Raw genomic sequence first — 19,203 nt, forward strand, 5'->3', positions numbered from 1 at the left:
TGCTTTTCGCTCGCTGGGAGATACACTCCGCGCCCTTGAACTTTGAGAGATTCATTCTGAATGAAAAAGGTAATGCTGAGTGTGGCGCTGGTGTCAGCGACACTGCTTTCAGGTTGTGTGACGTTTCCAACGCAACAATCTGAACAAGTTAAAGTCATCTGGGACGATGTAAATGCCATTCAGGGATGCGAACACAAAGGCACAGTGATCGGCTCTGAAGGCCATTTTTATGATTATTGGCTGCATGCTGACAAAGACATGGTTTGGGGAACCTTGAACCAAATGCGTATTAAAGCGGCAGACAAAGGCGCGAACGTCTTGTACTTGTATCAGCCATTTGGTTTTTCTTCTTCAGTGACTATGTTCGGCAATGCCTACGCATGTGAAAATGCCGCAGATATCGAGGAAAAGATGGCTGATTTAGACGCCATTGAAATCGAAGTAAACAGCGAAGTCGAAGCGTCTGAAACGCCGTAATTCGGTTTATCTTCAGAAGAACTTTTAAAGGCCACAGATGCTCAGCGTGGCCTTTTTTGTATCCACGATTTCGCATACCTCTCTGAAAACATTCGCACCAATCCTTTTGCAAATGATAATGATTAGTATTTGACTCGATGAATTTAAATGTTATGTTATAACGTAGCAATCATGAGTTGGAGGGCATTATCATGAAACCAGGTATCCATCCGGAATACAGAACTGTGGCATTCCACGACACAGGCGCAAACGAATACATCCTTGTCGGTTCGACAGTGCAAACCAAACGTACGGTGGAGTTGGATGGCAAGACCTATCCCTATGTGACGTTGGATGTTTCATCGCATTCGCATCCGTTCTATACCGGTAAACAAAAAATGGCGAAGCAAGATGGTCGCGTGGCGCGATTCAATCAACGCTTTGGTGGCAAAAACCTGAAGGCAGGGAAGTAAACGATGCAAGTATTGAGTTCACTGAAAAGTGCAAAGAACCGAAGCAAAGATTGTCAGGTGGTGAAACGTCGTGGACGTCTCTATGTGATTTGCAAATCCAATCCGCGCTTCAAAGCGGTTCAGGGAAAAGTGAAGAAGAAAAAATAGTGCAATCAAACGTACGTTGGTTGGCTCAAAAAAGCCTGAACCTTAAAAAGGTTCAGGCTTTTCTATTTTATGTGCAGCTACATTATGAGGATCAAATCGCTTTGGTTAGCCCGCTCGCTAAGCGACTTACCGCTTCAGCTAATTCTGTTGGTGTTGCGTTAGTGAAGTTCAGGCGAAGTGCCGCTTTTGCTGCTTCAGGTTGCGGATAGAATACCGGGCTTGGAACCACAGCTACCCCGTCTTTTAATAGCTCTTTTGCCAACTCGAAGGTGTCACAGCTTGGCAGGGTGACCCAAACAAACATACCACCATCGACAGGCTTAATTTCACAACCTTCCGGCAACTTATCTTGCAATTCTGAATACAATGTTTCGTAGCGCGATTTGTAAAGCGTACGAATCGTATCAATGTGGTAGTCAAAGTTGTCGTGCTTCAGTAGACCCAGCAAAAGCGCCTGCATTGGCACGCTTGAGTGCAGATCTGCACCTTGTTTGATTTTGATAAGCGGCTCCAGGTAGCTGCGTTTGCCGCTCACAATACCTACACGAAGACCAGGAGAAGCAATTTTAGAGAATGAACGCAGCACGATTGAGTGCTGCGGACAGAAATCAGAAACCAGAGGAATCGCTTCACCTGAAAAACGCAATTCGCGGTATGGCGCATCTTCAATCAGGGCCACATTGTATTGCTCGCAGAGCGCTGCAACCTGTTTACGGGTTTCCAGTGACCAACACACACCCGTTGGGTTGTGGAAATCTGGTACCGCGTAAAACATTTTGGGTGACTGTTCATAGAAAACAGTGCGCAAGGCTTCGATATCCGGGCCGAACTCGGTTTGCGGAACCGTCACGATGTCTGCCTGAACCAGTCCGAATACCTGCATTGCACCCAGATAGCTAGGTGCTTCCATTACAACTTTATCGCCAGGGTTCACGTAAGCACGGGCAATCAGGTCGAGTCCTTGCTGTGAACCGGTGCAAGCCATCGCAATGTGTGTATCAGGCAGTTGGAAGTAATCAGTCAGGAAATTCAACAGCGGCGTATAACCTGCGGTGGCACCGTATTGAAAGACTTCTGGCATCTCAGAAAGGGTTTCGAGTGATGGCTTCATCAGATCAATGGGAAATGTCTTTTCATCAGGCAAACCACCTGCCAGTGAAATAACATTCTTATCTGATGCTGCAGCAAGAATTTCACGAATGTACGAAGACGGGGTCTGTTGAAGAGACTTAGCGATTTCCATGTTTGCACCTGATTGAGTTTTTATTATTGGCCCAATTAAGGGGATTGAATCATATTACTCCTCGTTGATTGTTTTCGTATGTCTGTTTATGCTCTTAAACATGTCCATTTATGCTATTTCCATTAATGAGCCAACAGCATATTTCGCGCATCAATGATGTGCTCTATTACATTCACAAAGATATCAGCCGTGACTTACCTGCAAAGGAGCTGGCTGATGTAGCCGCGTATTCAGAGCAACACTTTCACCGTATTTTTAAGAGTGTGGTAGGTGAGTCTATTCATCAGTACATCCGAAGAACGCGTATGGAGTATGCAGCGAATCAGTTGATGTTCGATGCAGGATCATCCGTACTAGAGATTGCCAATAAATGTGGCTTTAATTCGGTGTCCTCTTTTAGCCGCGCGTTCAAAGCGACTTTTCATGTCGCGCCGGGAGAGTGGCGTAAACATGAACTGGAAGGGGATGAGAAGCCTTATTTACGCGATCCTGAAGTGGCGGCGGGTTATCACAGAGTATCAACCCGACAACTACCGGAACCCAAAATTGTCGAAGTGCCGGAGCGTTTCGCAGCATATGTGCGCCATGTTGGTTACAACCGCTCGATTAAGAACGCTTGGCGTGTAATGAAAGCTTGGGCGAACGCAGAAGGACGGGATGACAGTATTCAGTTTGGTTTGCATCACTCCAATCCAGCTTGGGTTGAACTGGATAAATGCCGCTATGTTGCCTGCATTGCCATTGATAAGCCCATCAAAGTGCGTGGGGTGGTGAATCAACTGGTGATTCCCGGAGGATTGCACGCGGTATTCAGGCTAACGGGCGTTTACGGAGAATTGCTGCCACAAATCAGTAAGGTGTTGGAACAATGGCTTCCAGCTTCTGGGTTCAAACTGAACTCGACACCAGCATACGTTCATTATCATAAGAATCATTTTCTTAATGAAGATGAACGGTTCGAACTCGATTTCTATCTTCCTATCAGTTTCTATTAGTTACGCAAAAAACAGAAACAAGAAAGCCGCCAAGTTTGGCGGCTTTCTGATTTTATTCTCTGGTTCACGCAGTTTGAGGTTTAGGCTGATAACGGCCTGGTTTGTGGTTCATTGCCAGTATCAGATTGGTGGAAATAGCGCCAACGACAGACAAGGCGATTAACCAGAAATCAACAATAAACAGCGACATCACCACAATAGTGCAGTCCAGCGCCATTTGTACCTTTCCAGCGCGGATGCCGAAACGTTCCTGCAAATAAAGGGCGAGAATGTTGAATCCACCCAGACTCATCTTATGTCGGAAGATCACCAACATACCGATACCAATTAACCCGCCGCCCAGAATCGCAGCATAGAAAGGGTCGATGCGCGCAATTTCAATGACGTGGTGAAGATGATCGACAGCGACAGAAACAATGGTCACTGCGATAAAGGTGTTGAGAGTGAATCGCCAACCCATTCGCATGACAGAAAGAATGTAAAACGGCAGGTTCAGAACGAAGAATATTTGCCCGAAACTGAAAGTGCTGACTTTGGTCAGGAAGATGGCGAGTCCTGCTGTACCACCAGTCAGTAGCCCGACCTTATTAAAAAAGATGACGCCAAGAGAAACGAGCGCACTGCCGAGCAACAATGCCAACAGGTTTTCTCTCAGACTATGTTCCTTATCCATGATGTAGATTCCTTCCTTGGGTCGCCGCCAAAAAGAAAAGAGCAGCGAAAAACAGGGCACAAGATGCGGAAATCAGGTCTGAAAGTCGAGATTGAACAGTAGATTGGGTCGTTTGATAGTGTGGAGCAAGATTTACACTTCCTGTACACGTGCCATGAGAATTGGGCGAGATAGGAACCACAAAAACTTGTACAAGGCTTAATTTTTGTATCACTTATGCGAGGGGGAGGCAGTCTCTATGAATATATAGTCTTGCCTATTTTTCTTTTTATGCATTGTCGTATAGCTTTACCACCGGACTCGTAAAAATGTTGCACATGACGTTGTTGTGCATGAAATCATTTTAGGAATCCGGGAGATGGTTCTTTTTCCATCAAGTTCGTTCTAAAAAAGTTGGTGTGTGCTGGATGAACAACAATAACGCTACAAGACATCTATTCACCAAGTTTATATCTCTATCCGTTGAAGGCGTCTGGAGCCCATTACGCGCGTTACGCGATGGCATGTTGTGGTTGGTGCCTTGCCTGATCCTTTCCAACACATTGGTGTTCATTTCCAGTCTGCTCGATTTCTTCGGGTTCTATGCGCCAACACTGCAAGCGAACCTGACTGAACTCTCCGCGATGCTCGTTGAGCTCTATCCCTATTTTTTTGCAGCATCGATTAGCTCGATGTATGCGATTTACTGGCGATTGGCGAGGCCGCCGGTGGTCATACTGAACATGGCTTACGTTGCTGTGACTGCGCAAGTCATGGGCGGTGACGACAAAGCCGTGGATACCTTGTTGCTCTTCGTCGGTTTAACTTTGCCGCTCTACGCTGTGCCTCTGCTTTCAAAGACTAAACGCTTCCGGTGGACTCGCATCCTCAACAGCGAAATAGCCGGAAAACCTGTAAAAGACTCGATGAATTTGATGCTTCCCGGTGTCATCGTTGCGGGCTTTGTTGCCTTGGTGGCGATGGGGTTGTCTTGGGTTTACCACCTGTTCGATGTCGAAATCATGCTGCAAACGTTACACAACACAGATTTCGAAAATGAACCCATTGAATCAGGTGCGATTTTCACCACTTTGAACTCCGTGTTTTGGTTTCTGGGCATCCACGGATACTATGCATTGACACCACTTGTTGAGCCTCTGGTTCATGCGTTGGAAGTCAACCGCAGCACGGTGATGGCAGGGGGTGAAGCACCCAACGTGATGAACCTTTCGACCATGGCATTGTTTGTCTTTGTTGGCGGAGCAGGCTCCACGCTCGGGCTTGCCATTGCGGTGCTGATCTTCTCTAAGAACACCAAAATGCGCCTGATCGCGCTGACAAGCATTCCGCTTGGACTGTTCAATATCAACGAACTGCTGTTGTTTGGCTTGCCCATCATATTTAACCTACGTCTGTTTTTACCTTTCTTACTCACACCTCTGATTAACATGTGGGTGGCGGTTTTGGTATTGCAGACTGGCTTGGTCACGGTGCCTTACACCTTGGCGCCGCTCACCAGTCCGGTCGTGATCAACGCGTACATTGCAACTGGCGGAGATTTAGCGGCAGTGGCTTTTCAGATCGCCATTGTGGTGATGAATATCTTTGTCTATCTGCCGTTTTTAAAAATGCAGGAGAAAGAGGCGAGCAAACAGAATGTCTATCTGCCTTCTCTTGATACGACGTATACCCGTAAGGAAGAAGAGGCCTATGTCCTCTCTTTTGATCCGGTCAGAGAATCTTTGCTTCGTCTCAGAGAGATTGAAGTGACACAACTGCACATGGAATCTTTCTCTCACCGCGAATTCTTCTTGGAGTTTCAGCCTCAAATCAGCTGCGAAACCCGCAGGGTAGTGGGAGTAGAAGCACTTATCCGGGTCAAAGATGAGGATGGCAACGTCGAGCTGCCCGGTGAGTTTCTTCCGTTCTTTGAAAAGGCCAAGATGCTGAGTGATATCGACATGTGGGTCGTGGATAAATGTGTCGATCAATGCCATATCTGGATGGGGCAGGGATTGGAAATACCGATCAGCGTGAACATCACAGCGGATACGCTGACAAACAAAAGCCGGATAGACAGGATAGTGAACCGGATAAGCAGTGTGCCAGGCTTAATCCACTTTGAAATTACAGAAGACGCCTTGCTGGGCAATGAAAAAATGGTGGGAGAGTCCATTCGTCGTCTGCATAAAGTGGGGGCGTCCGTCCATATTGATGACTTTGGCACTGGATACAGCTCGTTGAGCTATCTCAACCGCTTTGATATCGATGCGCTGAAAATTGACCGGAGCTTCGTTCTCGCTTTGACAAATGACAGAGGCCAAAAAGTCTTTAATGGATTAATCGCCATTGCCAACGAGCTTGGCATGAAAATCATTGTGGAAGGTGTGGAAACCGAAGAGCAGTACAGCTACGTCGCCCGAAAACACGATATTAAGGTTCAAGGTTGGTACTTTTCGCGTTCACTGGCAGCGAATGACTTTCTCGAGTTTTCATCAAATCGCAGACTAGCTTGAAAAAAATTGCCCCTTTAGAGGGGCAGGATAGAAGACATTGATTTGGGCTAGAAGGCCATCGTATTGAAGAAACAGCCCAGTCAATATCGAAGGGCTTATTTTAAACCCCGAGACAATACTGGTATAGGCGTTAGGGGAAATATCGGCGGAAATTGAATGGTATATCAAACAGTTCTGGGCGAAAAGTGTGAGAGGACGGTATAGGCTTTCTGAACTAATACTTTACTTTTTTAGAAAAAGAAAACCCGGCCACTGGCCGGGTTTGTTGGTTTAACTCGTTGACTTAAGACAGTGAACCAAATCCTAACAAGTCATTACCGTTTAATGCCACGTCTTCAGCGTCCGTCCAGATGGTGATCGTCGAACCAGTCGAGCTCTCAAAGACATACGCATCCAGTTCGTCAGCTTGGGCGTCGGTGAGTCCCATGAAGTTAATCATCTCAGCAGATAGTTCCGCTGTTGGTGCGGAAGCAGAGTCGTAAACCCAGCCTTTCGCATCCAGATTGAACGCATCATCACCTTCACCAAGGTAAGCAACGAAACCATTCCAATCGCCAGGGTTAACCAAAGACGCTGACTGGAACGGGTCTGACTGTGCTTGAATGGCGAAAGCATTGGCAGTGACTGTTTGATTGCCTTCATCAGCTACCACAGCTTCTACCTGTGCAATCGGCTTGAGGCCTGAGGTCAAACCGTACGTCACACCAGTGAAATCAACATTGGCGTCGCCTTCCACAATCAATTTGTCGAAGCCACGGTCACCGATGTAGATGTTGCCGTTCTCTTTCAGGAAGTTCAGGTCAGAGAAGTCTTCCTGGTCGAAGTAAAGGGTGTCATTACCTTCACTGCCCACGTAGATATCCATGCCTGTGCCACCATCCAGTGCGAAGTCATCTTCGTAACCCGCCTGAAGGTAGTCGTTACCCGCGCCGCCATAAAGGCTGTCGCTGCCAAGGCCGCCTTGGAGGATATCGTCGCCGTCACCGCCGTAAATGAAATCGTCCCCCGCGCCGCCAAACAGCACGTCGTTACCTGCGCCACCGAAAATGATGTCATCACCGCCTTCGCCGTAGATGGTGTCGTCACCGTCACCACCGTCGATGGCATCGTTACCGCTTGCCAGAGAAGGATCAACATCGACCTTGACGGTTTCAACGGTCGAAACGTTGAGGTTGTAGACGGTATCGTCAAAGTCATGATCACCAAGGTTTTTCAAATCTTCCCAGTAGAAGCGGTTGCCGCCTTCCAGATGATGGTCCTTACCATCCTGATTCAGGGAAGCTTCCGAGAAGTACACCCAGTTAGTGTGCACAGTACCTTGAGAAACGATCGGATTGGAAATATCGGAAAGGTTCAGCGCAACTTCACCCACATCAAAACCTTTCCAAGCACCATCAACGATCAGGAAGGTGCTCAGACTTGCTGCGCCTTCGGTCTCAATTTGAATCACGCGGTTTTCACCGTGATCTTTCTCGTGCATTTGCTTAACGTTTGCGATGACCACATAGGCTCCGATCACGTTGCCATCAGCGTCATGCAGCATGTAGCCCACGCTGCTCTGGTAGCCTGTGCCATGGCTGAAATCGCTGAAATCGAGCTCAATGGTGTCTTGGTTAGCAATGTCATACGAGCCGTTTTCGGTGGTGATACGCGTTTTCTGCAATACAGTGGTGTGTAGGTCATCGCTTTGAATACCTGTGTCACCATAAATCAGGTCATCACCGCTTTCGCCGCGGATAACATCATCACCCAGACCACCCTGAATGGTGTCATTGTCTGCACCGCCGTAGATATTGTCGTTGTAGGTGACTGAAGAAACACCGCCATTTAGGCCGTTCGACTCAGAGCCTTTCACGACATCCAGCGTGTACGCGGTGTCGTTCATGTCTTTGTCGCCAAGGTTCCACAAGTCTTCCCAGGCTTCCTGGTTGCCCACATTGACTTTGTGATCTTTACCGTCTGCGTTTTCCTCTGTTTCAGAGAAATAGACCCAGTCAGTTTTCACTGTGCCAGTTTCCGTGGTTTGGGAAACGATTGGCTTGTAGGCATCAAGGTCGAAGTTCACTTCACCAGCTTCAAAGCCTTTGTGGTGGCCATCGACGATGATGAAAGTGCCGAGTTCAACACCGCCTTCCGTGTCTACATCCACAATCAGTGAATCCACGTCTTTGACATTTGGGGCAACGATAACCGCTTTGATGACGTTGCCGTCTTCATCGCGGATGTAATAACCGATACTGCTCTTGTAGCCAGTACTGTGAGCAAACTCTGAGAAGTTCAGGGTAACAGTTGATTCGCCACTGATGTCGTACATGCCGTCTGGCGTGTCAGCAAACTCCGGTGCTGATGAGTTATCGAACACGTTCAGGTTGTAAACTGTGTCATCAAAATCATGATCGCCCAGGTTGTTCAGGTCTTCCCAGTAGAAGCGGTTACCGCCCTCAGCCAGATGGTCTTTTCCATCTTTGTTCAGCGATTCGTCTGAGAAGTAAATCCAGTCCGTGTGAACATTACCTTGAGCAACAGAAGGGACTGCGGCGTCGGAGATTTCGATAGACACTTCACCAATGTCGAAGCCTTTCCATGCACCATCAACGATGATGAAAGTGCTCAGTGATGCCGCGCCTTCGGTATCGATATCCAGTACATAGCTGTCGCCCATGTGCTTAACGTTAGCGATAGCAATATAAGCATTGATGATGTTTCCATCGGCGTCTTTCAGCATGTAACCAATACTGTTTTGGTATCCGGTGCCATGTGAAAAATCACTGAAATCAAGCGTGACACTGCTTGAACCAGAGACATCATAGCTACCTTCATCTCCCTTCAAACGGGTAGCTGGTGCAGGCTCAACGGCTTGCACTTCTTTTCCGCCTTGGTTGTCACCAAAAATACGGTCTTCGCCAGCGCCGCCGTAAATGGTGTCGTTGCCCAATCCACCGTAGATGGTGTCATTGCCATCACCGCCAGAAATCAAATCGTCGTAGCTGTATGAGGTGTTGTTAGTACTATCAGGGCTTTGAACGGATGGTGTTTGTGAGCCTTTCTGAATATCCAGCGTGTAGGCGGTGTCATTCTTGTCATCATCGCCCAGATTGTGCCAGTCTTCCCATGCTTCACGGTTGCCGACAATCGCCTTGTGCTCTTTACCGTCTGCGTTTTCACTGCTGTCAGAGAAATACAGCCAGTTAGAATCAGCATGGACAGTGCCGGTCTCAGTGGTTTGCGTCACGACGGGTTTGTCACCATCAAAACTCAGGTCTACAGTGCCTGCTTCAAAGCCTTTTTTGTGACCGTCAACGATCAGGAAAGTCCCCAGCTCTACGCCGCCTTCGGTTTCCACATCAACAATCAGTGATTCAACGTTTTTAACGTCCGGCGCAACAACAACGGCTTTAACCACATTCCCGTCTTCATCAAGGATGTAGTAACCAACGCTATTGTGGAAGCCTGTGCTGTGAGTGAACTCAGAGAAGTTCAGGGTAATTTCAGTTTCACCGGCAATGTCATACAAGCCAGAGGATTTATCCACAAACTCAGGAGGTGTGGTGTTTTCAAAGACATCCAGGTTGTAAACCGTGTCTCCAAAATCGTGGTCACCGAGATTGTTGAGGTCTTCCCAGTAAAAACGGTTACCGCCTTCCAGCATGTGGTCATGACCATCTTTGTTCAGCGATTGGTTGGAGAAGTAAATCCAGTCTGTTTGATGTTTACCTTGCGACACGGTTGGGATGCTGCCCGAGAGGTCGATATCAACAGCGCCGATATCAAAGCCTTTGCTTGCGCCGTCAACGATCAGGAAAGTACTGAGTGAAACCGCACCTTCCGTATCGATGTCGAGTTTCAGGCTCTCACCCAAGTCGTGCTCATGCATTTGCTTTACATTCGAAATGGCAACGTAAGAACCAATGATATTGCCGTCCGCGTCTTGCAACATGTAACCGATACTGCTGTGGAAACCCGTGCTGTGAGAAAAGTCGCTGAAATCCAGACACTCGATTTACCATACACATCATAGGTGCCATCAGTGGTCGTAATACGGCCATCGGTTGCGACAGTCTTGGTGAGCGATAGGTTGTATGCGGTGTCGTTTTTGTCGTTATCGCCGAGGTTGTACATGTCTTCCCATGACTCGCGATTACCGACAATAGCTTTGTGATCTTTACTGTCCTGATTCACATCTTGCTGTGAAAAGTAAACCCAGTCAGTGGAAACCGTGCCCGTGGCTGTTGTTTGTGAAACGACAGGCTTGCTGCCGTCGAAGTTGAAATCGACGTCACCGGCTTCAAAACCTTTTGAGCTGCCATCGACGATAATGAATGTGCCGAGATTCGCGCCGCCGAGGGTGTCAATGTTCACTTCAAGCGATTCAAGATCTTTCACGTTTGGTGCGATAACAACAGACTTAATGACATTACCTTCCGCGTCGGTAATGTAGTAACCGATGCTCGTGTTGTAGCCTGTGCTGTGAGTGAAATCTGAAAGGTTGAGTGTGACTTGCGTGGTGTCACTGATGTCATATAGGCCATCGTTGTCAGCGAAGGTGATATCGCTGCCTTCGCTTTGCTGTGAGCCATCAGTGACTTCACCGTCACCGTAAATCACATCATCGCCACCTTGTCCTAAAAGAATATCGTTACCGGCATAGCCAGTAATACGATCCGCTTCGTTCGTCCCTGAAATAAAATCTTGTCCTGTTGCGCCAATAATATCAGCCATTGAAGCCTCTCCTTAATGAGGTCAAATCATCCAATGTCAGTCGGGCACAAGTTCGTATTTTTTTGCTTGTTGTTGCCCAACCTCAGTCAATCGAGTGCTTTTTAACATCAGGGCAAACACTGGAATATGGTTGGACTTAAAAATGAGAGAAAATTGGACCTAATGATAGGCTGGAATTGGGCGCAAAGTATGAGTAAAGACTAGGCTGATTTTGAAGAGGGTGTGCTTTCTAACTATTTGAAAAAATATCAAAAAATCTAGGCGCGCTTGACGGTTTATTTCCCGGCCAGCGATGTGTGGTGACTGTATTTCTAGACGTGGCAGGGTACGTCAAAAATCAGAGTGCTTAACGACTCTACATTGATCATTTCATCAGCAGAAATGGCCAATTGCATAGCAATAATGCGGTTATAAAGCGACCAATGCTTAAGTAGCAGCTTGTCTTGGTCATTACCGCACTCAGGCCAGGTTTCTTCCATCATTGGGCGCAGGCTGGTAGCGGCATGAACGGTTTGCAGCATCTGCCATTTCATTTCCCACATATCGACGGGCTTTTCTGGATTATCGCGGTTGTATTCATCAAACAGCGAAGAGAAAGCGGCGGAAAACTCATCTTTTGAGCGCAGGAAGTAACGCAACAATGCGTCGTCGTCCTGTCGGACTGCGTCTGCAATAAACTGGATTGGGCGAGGGTGAACCAGCGTAAATGCACTCATGTAAGACAGAAAGTGATAGACGCGTTGGGCGCTGGTGTATGACTCGGGAAGATAGTTGATGATGGCGGTAATGTAACGTTGCATGAAGTCATCCATACCGTCACTTACTGCTTGCCAGATCTGCTCTTTGCTACCGAAGTGATGGCGGATCAGACTGTGTGAAACACCTGCTTTTTCGCTGATATTTCTAAGTGATACGCGCTCAAAACCCTGCTCGGCAAACATGTCTGCTGCTGCATGGAGAATGTCGCATTTCGTCTGTTCTGCTGCTTCCGCACTACGACGGCCTTGCTTTCGTTCTTGCATATCTGTCTGCAGTTTCCCCTAAAACACTGTGCATATTTACCAGATCCCAGAAAAGGACTCCAATATTTTTATTATACACGTGGAAAATATATTGATCTGTTCGTATTCAGTCTTATACTGCACAGGTGTGTAATATAAACCTATGGAGTGAGTGTTGTGCGATATCAACGAATGAAACGCACCCTCGGAAATGTCCTTGCCCTGTTTGTCATGGTGGGATTGTTGTCAGGATGCAATGAAGCTGTGTCTGAAACGCCGGAACCTATGCCAGTGAAGCCTGTAAAGCTTTTGGCAGTGGAAGATTATGTGCTCTCCAGTTCGGATAACTTCCTGGCTGAAATTGATGCGACAAACCGTGCACAGCTTTCTTTTCAGGTGGGTGGTGAAGTCCAGCAACTGAATGTGCGAATGGGACAGCGCGTTGCTAAAGGCGATGTGCTTGCAACGCTGGATGACAGTGATCTGGCTTTATCTCTGGATTCAGCGAAAGCCAGCTATTCACTGGCGCGCACTCAATGGGAACGCTCTCAGCGCCTTTACGCGAAAAAGTTGGTGAGCACTGATGTGTATGAGCAGGCGGAAACCAACTACAAAGCGGAGCGCGCCCGTTATGAGCAAGCCAGAACTGAGCTGGGGTACACCCAGTTGGTAGCGCCGTTTGATGGTGTCGTTTCCTACACCTTCGTCAAACCGAGTCAAGTAGTTGCCGCGAAACAGCAAATCCTGAACATCATCGACAATGCGAAGCTGGATGTGTCTTTCACTATGCCAGTCAGCTTTGTGGAGAGAATGGGGATTGCCAACCTGTCAGCCCAAACCATGTGGCTTTCTCTGGATAGCGAACCCAACGTAAAAATCCCAGGCGTATTCAAAGAAATCTCGACCCAGCCAAATACCGATACCAATACCTATCAAGCGACCATGACTGTCGTTCGTCCTGAACACCGTAACTTATTGAGCGGCATGACAGGGCAAGTACACATCGCGCGTGCAGAAGCAGGTCTACAACTCTCTTTGCCTGACACTGCGTGGGTCAGTCGCAATGGCAATGAGGGGACAGTTTGGGTGATGAACCCATCTACCCATCGCGTTGCAAAAGCGGAAGTATCCCTGACGCCACAAGGCAAGATTCTCTCTGGTCTGGATGAAAAAGATCTGGTGGTTGTCGCCGGTGTAGAAACGCTTCATGAAGGTCAGGAAGTAAAAGCATGGGAACGTGAGGAAGGGATTTGATGAAAGTAAAGACACTCACTGCCGCCATGATTGGCGCGCTTATGCTGACGGGTTGTCAGACTGAAGAACAGAACGTGAAGGCGTCACCTCTATATGTGTCGACCGTGCAGGTTGATGCCCCCGTGAAGAACCAATTTCGTACCTTTAAAGGGGAAGTAGTGCCTGCGGAAAAAACGCCTATCGCGTTTCGAAGCACAGGCGAACTTCGCGAAGTTTATGTGAAAGCCGGAGACCATGTAGAAGCGGGTCAGTTGATTGCACGTCTCGACGACAACGCCGTCCGGCAAACTTACAACGATGCGAAAGCGCGATACACTCTGGCTTCCCGACAGCTTGAACGTGGACGCGGTCTACGTTCAAACGAAATGATTTCCGAAGCCGAACTCGATGAGCTACAAGCCAATGCGCAATTAGCCCGAGCCCAGTTTGCTTTAGCGCAAAATCAGTTGAAATACACCGAGCTCAAAGCGCCATTCACAGGCACGGTTTCTGATGTGCCAAAAGAGCGCTTTGAGCGCGTTCAGGCGGGTGAACCAGTGGTGAACCTGTATCAGGACGACAAGGTCTATGTGCAGATTGAGCTTTCTGACAACCTGCTGTCGATGATCAACCCAACCGGCGAACGCATTCCTTACACACCGCAGGTGACCTTCTCCGGCATCGATGGTGCTTACCAAATGCGTTATCTCGAACACACCAGCGAACCGAACGAACAAACGGGTAGCTACGAAATGTGGCTTTCCATGGCACAGGTTTCACCTGAAATTTTACCGGGTACGACGGCAACTGTATCTGTCGATATGGTGCAGGCCGGTATCTTGGCGGTTGATGGCTACAAAGTGCCGATGACGGTACTTCAAGCCGGAGACGAGAAGGGTCGCTTCTATGTGTGGAAACTCAAAGACGATCAGGTCAATCGCATTGAAGTGGCCGTTTCAGAAGTGACAGGTGACGGGGCCATTGTGGCGTCTGGCATTTCTGAGGGAGACATTCTGGTGAACTCAAACCTGCGCAAACTGCGTGAGGGTAAAAAGGTTGAGGCGACGGAGAAAAGTAACGGATGAACATCGCTGAATATTCAATAAAAAATAAAGTCATCAGCTGGCTTTTCATCGTCATCCTCGCGGTTGGTGGTGTGTTCTCTTTCCTTGATTTGGGACGACTCGAAGACCCTGCGTTTACGATTAAAGATGCCATGATAGTCGCGACTTATCCGGGGGCGACACCAAAAGAAGTCGAAGAAGAACTGACGTATCCGCTGGAAAAAGAGATCCGTCGATTGCCTTACATCGACAAAATTACGTCCACATCCTCAAGCGGTATGTCGCAGTTAATGGTGTCGATGAAGATGGATTACGGCCCGGATGAACTCCCGCAAATTTGGGATGAAATGCGCCGTAAGATTAACGATCTTCAACCCTCTCTTCCGAGCGGCGTGAGTTCACTTTCTATCATCGATGACTTTGGTGACGTGTTCGGCGTGATGCTGATGCTCACCGGCGATGGCTACGACTATGTTGAGCTAAAGCGCTATGCCGATTACCTAGCCCGAGACCTAGAACTGGTCGAAGGTGTGGGCAAGGTGTCGATCGCGGGAGACCAGCAAGAGATGCTGTTTGTTGAGATTTCCCTCGACCGACTTGCTGCTCTGGATTTGGATATGACCACGGTTTCGTCTCTGCTCAATCGCCAGAACAATGTCGTCTCTTCCGGTGAAGTCATGGTGAGTGGTGAAAGTCTGGTGATTCGACCAAGTGGTACTTTGACCTCAGTAGAAGCGCTGGAAAATCTGATCATTCACGGCCGTGACACCGGCAATTTGATTCGCCTGAAAGATGTGGCGACAGTATCTCGAGGTATTCAGGAAAAGCCGGGCAATGTCATCAGCTTCAACGGTAAGCCAGCGATCAACATTGGTATCTCGTTTGCCTCTGGTGTGAACGTGGTGGAAGTAGGGCAAAGACTGGATGCTGAACTTGAACGTCTGGAGTCGCTCAAACCTGTTGGTATCGAATTGAACCACTTCTATAACCAAGCGGCAGAAGTTGATGCCTCGGTTCAGGACTTTGTAGTGAGTCTGGGACAGGCGGTGGCGATTGTTATCATCGTGCTGCTGTTCGCCATGGGGATGCGAAGCGGGATCATCATCGGCCTTGTGCTGCTGTTGACTGTGTTCGGTACCTTCATCCTGATGGATTACAACGAAATTGAACTTCACCGCATCTCACTGGGCGCGCTGATAATTGCTCTCGGTATGCTGGTGGATAACGCCATCGTGGTGGTCGAAGGCATATTGGTTGGTCTGAAGAAAGGGCGCACTCGTGTGCAGGCGGCGGCTGACATTGTTAAGCAGACACAATGGCCTCTGCTTGGCGCAACTGTGATTGCGATTACGGCTTTTGCTCCGATTGGTCTTTCGGAAGACGCGACGGGTGAGTTCATGGGCTCGCTATTCTGGGTACTGTGTTATTCACTGTTCCTGAGTTGGGTAACGGCGCTGACTATTACCCCTTTCCTCGCGAATCTGTTGCTCAAAGAAGAAGACGCAGAAAGCGAAGATGTTGACCCGTACAAAGGTTGGTTGTTCACCCTGTTTGGTTGGTCGCTGAAGCTGGCGATGCGATTCCGCTGGCTCACAGTGGCAGGCATGATCGCCTTGTTGGTGGCAGCGGTGATGGCGTTCGGCATGGTAAAACAACAGTTCTTCCCGCCGTCAAACACGCCAATGTTCTACGTCGATCTTTGGATGCCGGAAGGCACAGATATCCGCAAGACAATTGAAGAAACCAAAAAAGTTGAGGATTACGTTCGTAAACAAGACCACATTGATTTTGTGTCGTCTTCTGTGGGTCAGGGTTTGCAGCGTTTTGCGCTGACTTATCAGCCAGAACAAAGCTATGAAGCCTATGCACAGATCCAGATCCGTGCGACGGACCGGGAAAACATGTTCGTGGTATTGCGGCAACTTAACGCAGAGCTTCCACGGGAATTTGATACACCAACATTCCAGTTCAAGCTGATTGAGTTTGGACCGTCTCCGGCTTCCAAAATAGAAGCCCGTATCACGGGTGCAGACCCGCAGGTATTGCGTGAAATCGCAGTACAGGTGGAAGACATTCTTCATACCGATCCGGGCGCGAGAAACATTCGCCATGACTGGCGTGAGCGCACCAAAGAGTTGGTGCCCGTGTTTAATGAGTCCAAGGCACGCCGTCTAGGTATCTCGAAAGAAGATTTGTCGAATACCCTTCAAATGACTTTTGGTGGTGCGGCGATTGGTCAGCTTCGCGATGGTACAGACATCCTGCCGATTGTTGGCCGTCTACCAGAGAATGAGCGTGTCGACTTCGAATCGATTCAGAACGCGACGATTTGGAGCCCGTCTCTGCAAGCTTATGTGCCAATCGATCAGATCATTGATGGTGTTGAGCTGACTTGGGAAGAGCCACTGATCAAGCGTCGTGACCGCAAACGCACACTGACGGTATTGGCAGACCATGACATTCTGAGTGAGGACACGCCGGCAGCACTGTTGAGCCGTATCCAACCGCAGGTGATGGCTCTGGAATTGCCAGCAGGATATGAGATTAGCTGGGGTGGTGAGTACGAGTCATCTAAGGATGCGCAGGATTCGCTATTTGGCTCGTTGCCGATGGGCTACTTGCTGATGTTTGTTATCACCATGCTACTGTTCAATTCACTGAAAAAGCCGTTAGTCATCTGGTTTACGGTGCCGTTGTCGATTATCGGTGTGGCGTTTGGTTTGTTGCTGTGGAATATGCCATTTAGCTTTACCGCGTTCCTTGGCTTGTTGAGCTTAAGCGGAATGATCCTGAAGAACGGTATCGTACTGCTTGACCAAATTAACCTCGAGCTGGATTCGGGCAAAGAGCCCTATCAGGCGATTGTAGACAGTGCGGTAAGCCGTGTTCGTCCAGTGAGCATGGCGGCGCTGACAACCATTCTGGGTTTGATCCCATTGATGTTTGATGCCTTCTTCGGCTCGATGGCGATCACCATTATGGCGGGTCTTGGTTTCGCAACCATTCTGACGCTGATTGTGGTTCCCGTGATGTTCTCTATCCTGTTTGGCATTAAGCCGCCGAAGAAAGTGAAAGAGGCGGAACTCGCTCCTGCGGTTTAGTGGGTAGTATGTAATAAAGAAAAAGCCCCGAAAGGGGCTTTTTTCGTCTATGCGGCTTTCCAACTGCCATTATTCACCAAGTTGTCGGTGACTTTATCAATGGCTTTCTTGGCGCGGGCGACGATTTCATCAATGTCTCCACGGTCGACCACCAAAGGTGGCGCGAATCCCAGAATATCGCCATGTGGCATTGCCCGTGCAATCAGCCTTTGCTCCATGCAGGCCGCCGCGATTTGTGGACCTACTTTGAGGTTAGGGTCAAAGTGCTCGCGTTTGTATTTGTTGCTGGAAAACTCCAGCGCATGCAGCAAGCCAATTCCGCGGCTGTCACCTACCAATGGATGGTTGGCAAATGTTGCCTGCATTTGCTGCTGGAAGTAAGCACCCGTATCCCGTGCATTGGCGGTCAGGTTTTCACGCTCGATAATATCGAGATTGCATAGTGCCGACGCAGCGCCGAGTGGATGGCCGGAATAGGTGTAACCATGGCCAATCGCGCCCCACTGGTCAGTGCCATCTTCCAGCACTTTCCAAACACGCTCACCAACCATCACACCAGATAGTGGTTGATAAGCGGATGTGAGACCTTTAGCGACGGTGATTAAGTCCGGTTTCATGTCGTACATGATCGAACCGAAATCCGCGCCCAGACGACCAAAGCCACAAACCACTTCGTCCGAAATCAGCAGAATGTCGTACTTATCCAGTACCTTGCGGATTTCCTGCCAGTAGCCTTCCGGCGGTGGAACAATACCACCCGTTCCTAACAAAGGCTCACCGATCATCGCTGCCACTGTCTCTGGGCCTTCAGCGAGGATCATTTTTTCAAGCTCGTCAGCGCAATGTTTCGAAAATTCCCGCTCTGTCATTCCATCGTCTTCGCGGCGATAGTAATAGGGTGCGAGGGTGTGTTTGATACGCTCGAGCGGCAGATCAAAATGTGCATGGAACAGAGGAAGACCAGTCAATGAACCTGACGCGATACTCGAACCATGATAACCACGGTCACGGGAGATGATTTTCTTCTTCTCTGGCAACCCACGTGCGTTGTTGTAGTACCACACCAGTTTGAGCTGAGTTTCGTTCGCATCGCTACCAGACATGCCGTAATACACCTTACTCATGCCTTGGCCAGCCATTTTCAGAATACGCTCGGAAAGGGTGATCAACGCTTCGTTAGTGTGGCCGACATAGGTGTGATAATAGGCGAGCTTTTTAGCCTGCTCATAAATGGCCTCGGCCATTTCCTCGCGTCCATAACCAATGTTGACGCAATACAGGCCGGCGAACCCATCAATCAGTTCAACGCCTTCAGAATCCTGAATACGAATGCCTTTGGCATTAGTGATAATGCGGCCAGCCATCTCGCCGTGCGCATATTGTTTGAGGTGTGTCGATGCATGAAAGACGTTCTGACGGTCAATCTCAAGCAGCGCTTTGGTATCAATTTTATTGTTCATAGTGAAGTTCCTTCAAGGGGCTGTTGACCTTTGGTGATGATTTTTGCAGCAGTTTGTGGGGATTTTATGCAAGGCAGAGGCTTCGATGTGTAGCTAGCCTACATGAGAAGCCGATAACGCCGCAGAAAGTCGCCACAAACGCT

General features: G+C 48.6%; 14 protein-coding genes. 8 read left to right on the forward strand and 6 right to left on the reverse strand.

Annotated features, from left to right (window positions below):
* Positions 1 to 60 precede the first annotated feature (60 nt).
* From QL223_RS18025 to ykgO, 3 genes are all read left to right on the forward strand, one after another.
* Positions 61 to 477, forward strand: a complete 417-nt coding sequence (locus QL223_RS18025) for a DUF4156 domain-containing protein (protein ID WP_281545523.1) — start codon at positions 61 to 63, stop codon at positions 475 to 477.
* 191 nt (positions 478 to 668) lie between these two features.
* Positions 669 to 929: a type B 50S ribosomal protein L31 gene (locus tag QL223_RS18030; RefSeq protein ID WP_002542462.1), complete on the forward strand. Its 261-nt coding sequence runs from the start codon at positions 669 to 671 to the stop codon at positions 927 to 929.
* Positions 930 to 932: 3 nt separating this feature from the next.
* Positions 933 to 1,076: a type B 50S ribosomal protein L36 gene (ykgO, locus tag QL223_RS18035; RefSeq protein WP_002542461.1), complete on the forward strand. Its 144-nt coding sequence runs from the start codon at positions 933 to 935 to the stop codon at positions 1,074 to 1,076.
* Positions 1,077 to 1,167: 91 nt separating this feature from the next.
* Here ykgO and QL223_RS18040 read toward each other — a convergent pair whose 3' ends face one another.
* Entirely contained in the window at positions 1,168 to 2,319 is a 1,152-nt protein-coding gene (locus QL223_RS18040; protein WP_281545524.1) for a PLP-dependent aminotransferase family protein, read from the reverse strand.
* 125 nt (positions 2,320 to 2,444) lie between these two features.
* Between QL223_RS18040 and QL223_RS18045 the strand changes: the two genes are divergently transcribed.
* A complete protein-coding gene (locus QL223_RS18045) occupies positions 2,445 to 3,314 on the forward strand; it encodes a GyrI-like domain-containing protein (protein WP_002535718.1) in 870 nt (289 codons plus the stop codon).
* Positions 3,315 to 3,378: 64 nt separating this feature from the next.
* On the opposite strand, the gene QL223_RS18050 is transcribed toward QL223_RS18045, so the two are convergent.
* Positions 3,379 to 3,987 carry a YitT family protein gene (locus tag QL223_RS18050; protein WP_002535720.1) on the reverse strand — a complete coding sequence of 203 codons (609 nt, stop codon included), beginning with the start codon at positions 3,985 to 3,987 and terminating at the stop codon, positions 3,379 to 3,381.
* A gap of 407 nt (positions 3,988 to 4,394) precedes the next feature.
* On the opposite strand from QL223_RS18050, the gene QL223_RS18055 reads away from it, so the two are divergent.
* Complete coding sequence (locus QL223_RS18055; protein WP_281545525.1) at positions 4,395 to 6,482, forward strand: EAL domain-containing protein; 2,088 nt, start codon at positions 4,395 to 4,397, stop codon at positions 6,480 to 6,482.
* Between the two features lie 283 nt (positions 6,483 to 6,765).
* Here the strand turns inward: QL223_RS18055 and QL223_RS18060 are convergent, their stop codons facing one another.
* From QL223_RS18060 to QL223_RS18070, 3 genes are all read right to left on the reverse strand, one after another.
* Positions 6,766 to 10,419 (reverse strand): DUF4114 domain-containing protein, encoded by a 3,654-nt coding sequence (locus tag QL223_RS18060; protein ID WP_281545526.1) that lies wholly within the window; start codon positions 10,417 to 10,419, stop codon positions 6,766 to 6,768.
* A complete protein-coding gene (locus tag QL223_RS18065; RefSeq protein ID WP_281545527.1) occupies positions 10,362 to 11,201 on the reverse strand; it encodes a hypothetical protein in 840 nt (279 codons plus the stop codon). The genes QL223_RS18060 and QL223_RS18065 overlap by 58 nt, the downstream gene beginning before the upstream one ends.
* Before the next feature lie 311 nt (positions 11,202 to 11,512).
* The gene (locus QL223_RS18070) at positions 11,513 to 12,223 is read right to left on the reverse strand and encodes a TetR/AcrR family transcriptional regulator (RefSeq protein ID WP_281545528.1); all 711 of its coding nucleotides are present in this window, start codon (positions 12,221 to 12,223) and stop codon (positions 11,513 to 11,515) included.
* Between the two features lie 171 nt (positions 12,224 to 12,394).
* Between QL223_RS18070 and QL223_RS18075 the strand changes: the two genes are divergently transcribed.
* Genes QL223_RS18075 through QL223_RS18085 form a run of 3 tightly spaced genes read left to right on the forward strand, consistent with a single transcriptional unit; the run spans position 12,395 to position 17,600 of the window.
* Complete coding sequence (locus QL223_RS18075; protein ID WP_281545532.1) at positions 12,395 to 13,456, forward strand: efflux RND transporter periplasmic adaptor subunit; 1,062 nt, start codon at positions 12,395 to 12,397, stop codon at positions 13,454 to 13,456.
* On the forward strand, positions 13,456 to 14,520 hold the full coding sequence (locus tag QL223_RS18080) for an efflux RND transporter periplasmic adaptor subunit (protein WP_281545529.1): 1,065 nt from the start codon (positions 13,456 to 13,458) through the stop codon (positions 14,518 to 14,520). Before QL223_RS18075 ends, QL223_RS18080 begins: the two co-directional genes overlap by 1 nt.
* Entirely contained in the window at positions 14,517 to 17,600 is a 3,084-nt protein-coding gene (locus tag QL223_RS18085; RefSeq protein WP_281545530.1) for an efflux RND transporter permease subunit, read from the forward strand. Before QL223_RS18080 ends, QL223_RS18085 begins: the two co-directional genes overlap by 4 nt.
* 47 nt (positions 17,601 to 17,647) lie before the next feature.
* On the opposite strand, the gene QL223_RS18090 is transcribed toward QL223_RS18085, so the two are convergent.
* Positions 17,648 to 19,060 carry an aspartate aminotransferase family protein gene (locus QL223_RS18090; RefSeq protein ID WP_281545531.1) on the reverse strand — a complete coding sequence of 471 codons (1,413 nt, stop codon included), beginning with the start codon at positions 19,058 to 19,060 and terminating at the stop codon, positions 17,648 to 17,650.
* Positions 19,061 to 19,203 lie beyond the last annotated feature (143 nt).

This window comes from Grimontia sp. SpTr1, assembly GCF_947387585.1.
In the GTDB taxonomy this organism is placed as follows: domain Bacteria; phylum Pseudomonadota; class Gammaproteobacteria; order Enterobacterales; family Vibrionaceae; genus Enterovibrio; species Enterovibrio indicus.

Coding starts and splice junctions, on each gene's coding strand:
- QL223_RS18025 (WP_281545523.1), top strand. CDS start 61: ATGAAAAAGGTAATGCTGAGTGTGGCGCTGGTGTCAGCGACACTGCTT.
- QL223_RS18030 (WP_002542462.1), top strand. CDS start 669: ATGAAACCAGGTATCCATCCGGAATACAGAACTGTGGCATTCCACGAC.
- ykgO (WP_002542461.1), top strand. CDS start 933: ATGCAAGTATTGAGTTCACTGAAAAGTGCAAAGAACCGAAGCAAAGAT.
- QL223_RS18040 (WP_281545524.1), bottom strand. CDS start 2,319: ATGGAAATCGCTAAGTCTCTTCAACAGACCCCGTCTTCGTACATTCGT.
- QL223_RS18045 (WP_002535718.1), top strand. CDS start 2,445: ATGAGCCAACAGCATATTTCGCGCATCAATGATGTGCTCTATTACATT.
- QL223_RS18050 (WP_002535720.1), bottom strand. CDS start 3,987: ATGGATAAGGAACATAGTCTGAGAGAAAACCTGTTGGCATTGTTGCTC.
- QL223_RS18055 (WP_281545525.1), top strand. CDS start 4,395: ATGAACAACAATAACGCTACAAGACATCTATTCACCAAGTTTATATCT.
- QL223_RS18060 (WP_281545526.1), bottom strand. CDS start 10,419: ATGTTGCAAGACGCGGACGGCAATATCATTGGTTCTTACGTTGCCATT.
- QL223_RS18065 (WP_281545527.1), bottom strand. CDS start 11,201: ATGGCTGATATTATTGGCGCAACAGGACAAGATTTTATTTCAGGGACG.
- QL223_RS18070 (WP_281545528.1), bottom strand. CDS start 12,223: ATGCAAGAACGAAAGCAAGGCCGTCGTAGTGCGGAAGCAGCAGAACAG.
- QL223_RS18075 (WP_281545532.1), top strand. CDS start 12,395: ATGAAACGCACCCTCGGAAATGTCCTTGCCCTGTTTGTCATGGTGGGA.
- QL223_RS18080 (WP_281545529.1), top strand. CDS start 13,456: ATGAAAGTAAAGACACTCACTGCCGCCATGATTGGCGCGCTTATGCTG.
- QL223_RS18085 (WP_281545530.1), top strand. CDS start 14,517: ATGAACATCGCTGAATATTCAATAAAAAATAAAGTCATCAGCTGGCTT.
- QL223_RS18090 (WP_281545531.1), bottom strand. CDS start 19,060: ATGAACAATAAAATTGATACCAAAGCGCTGCTTGAGATTGACCGTCAG.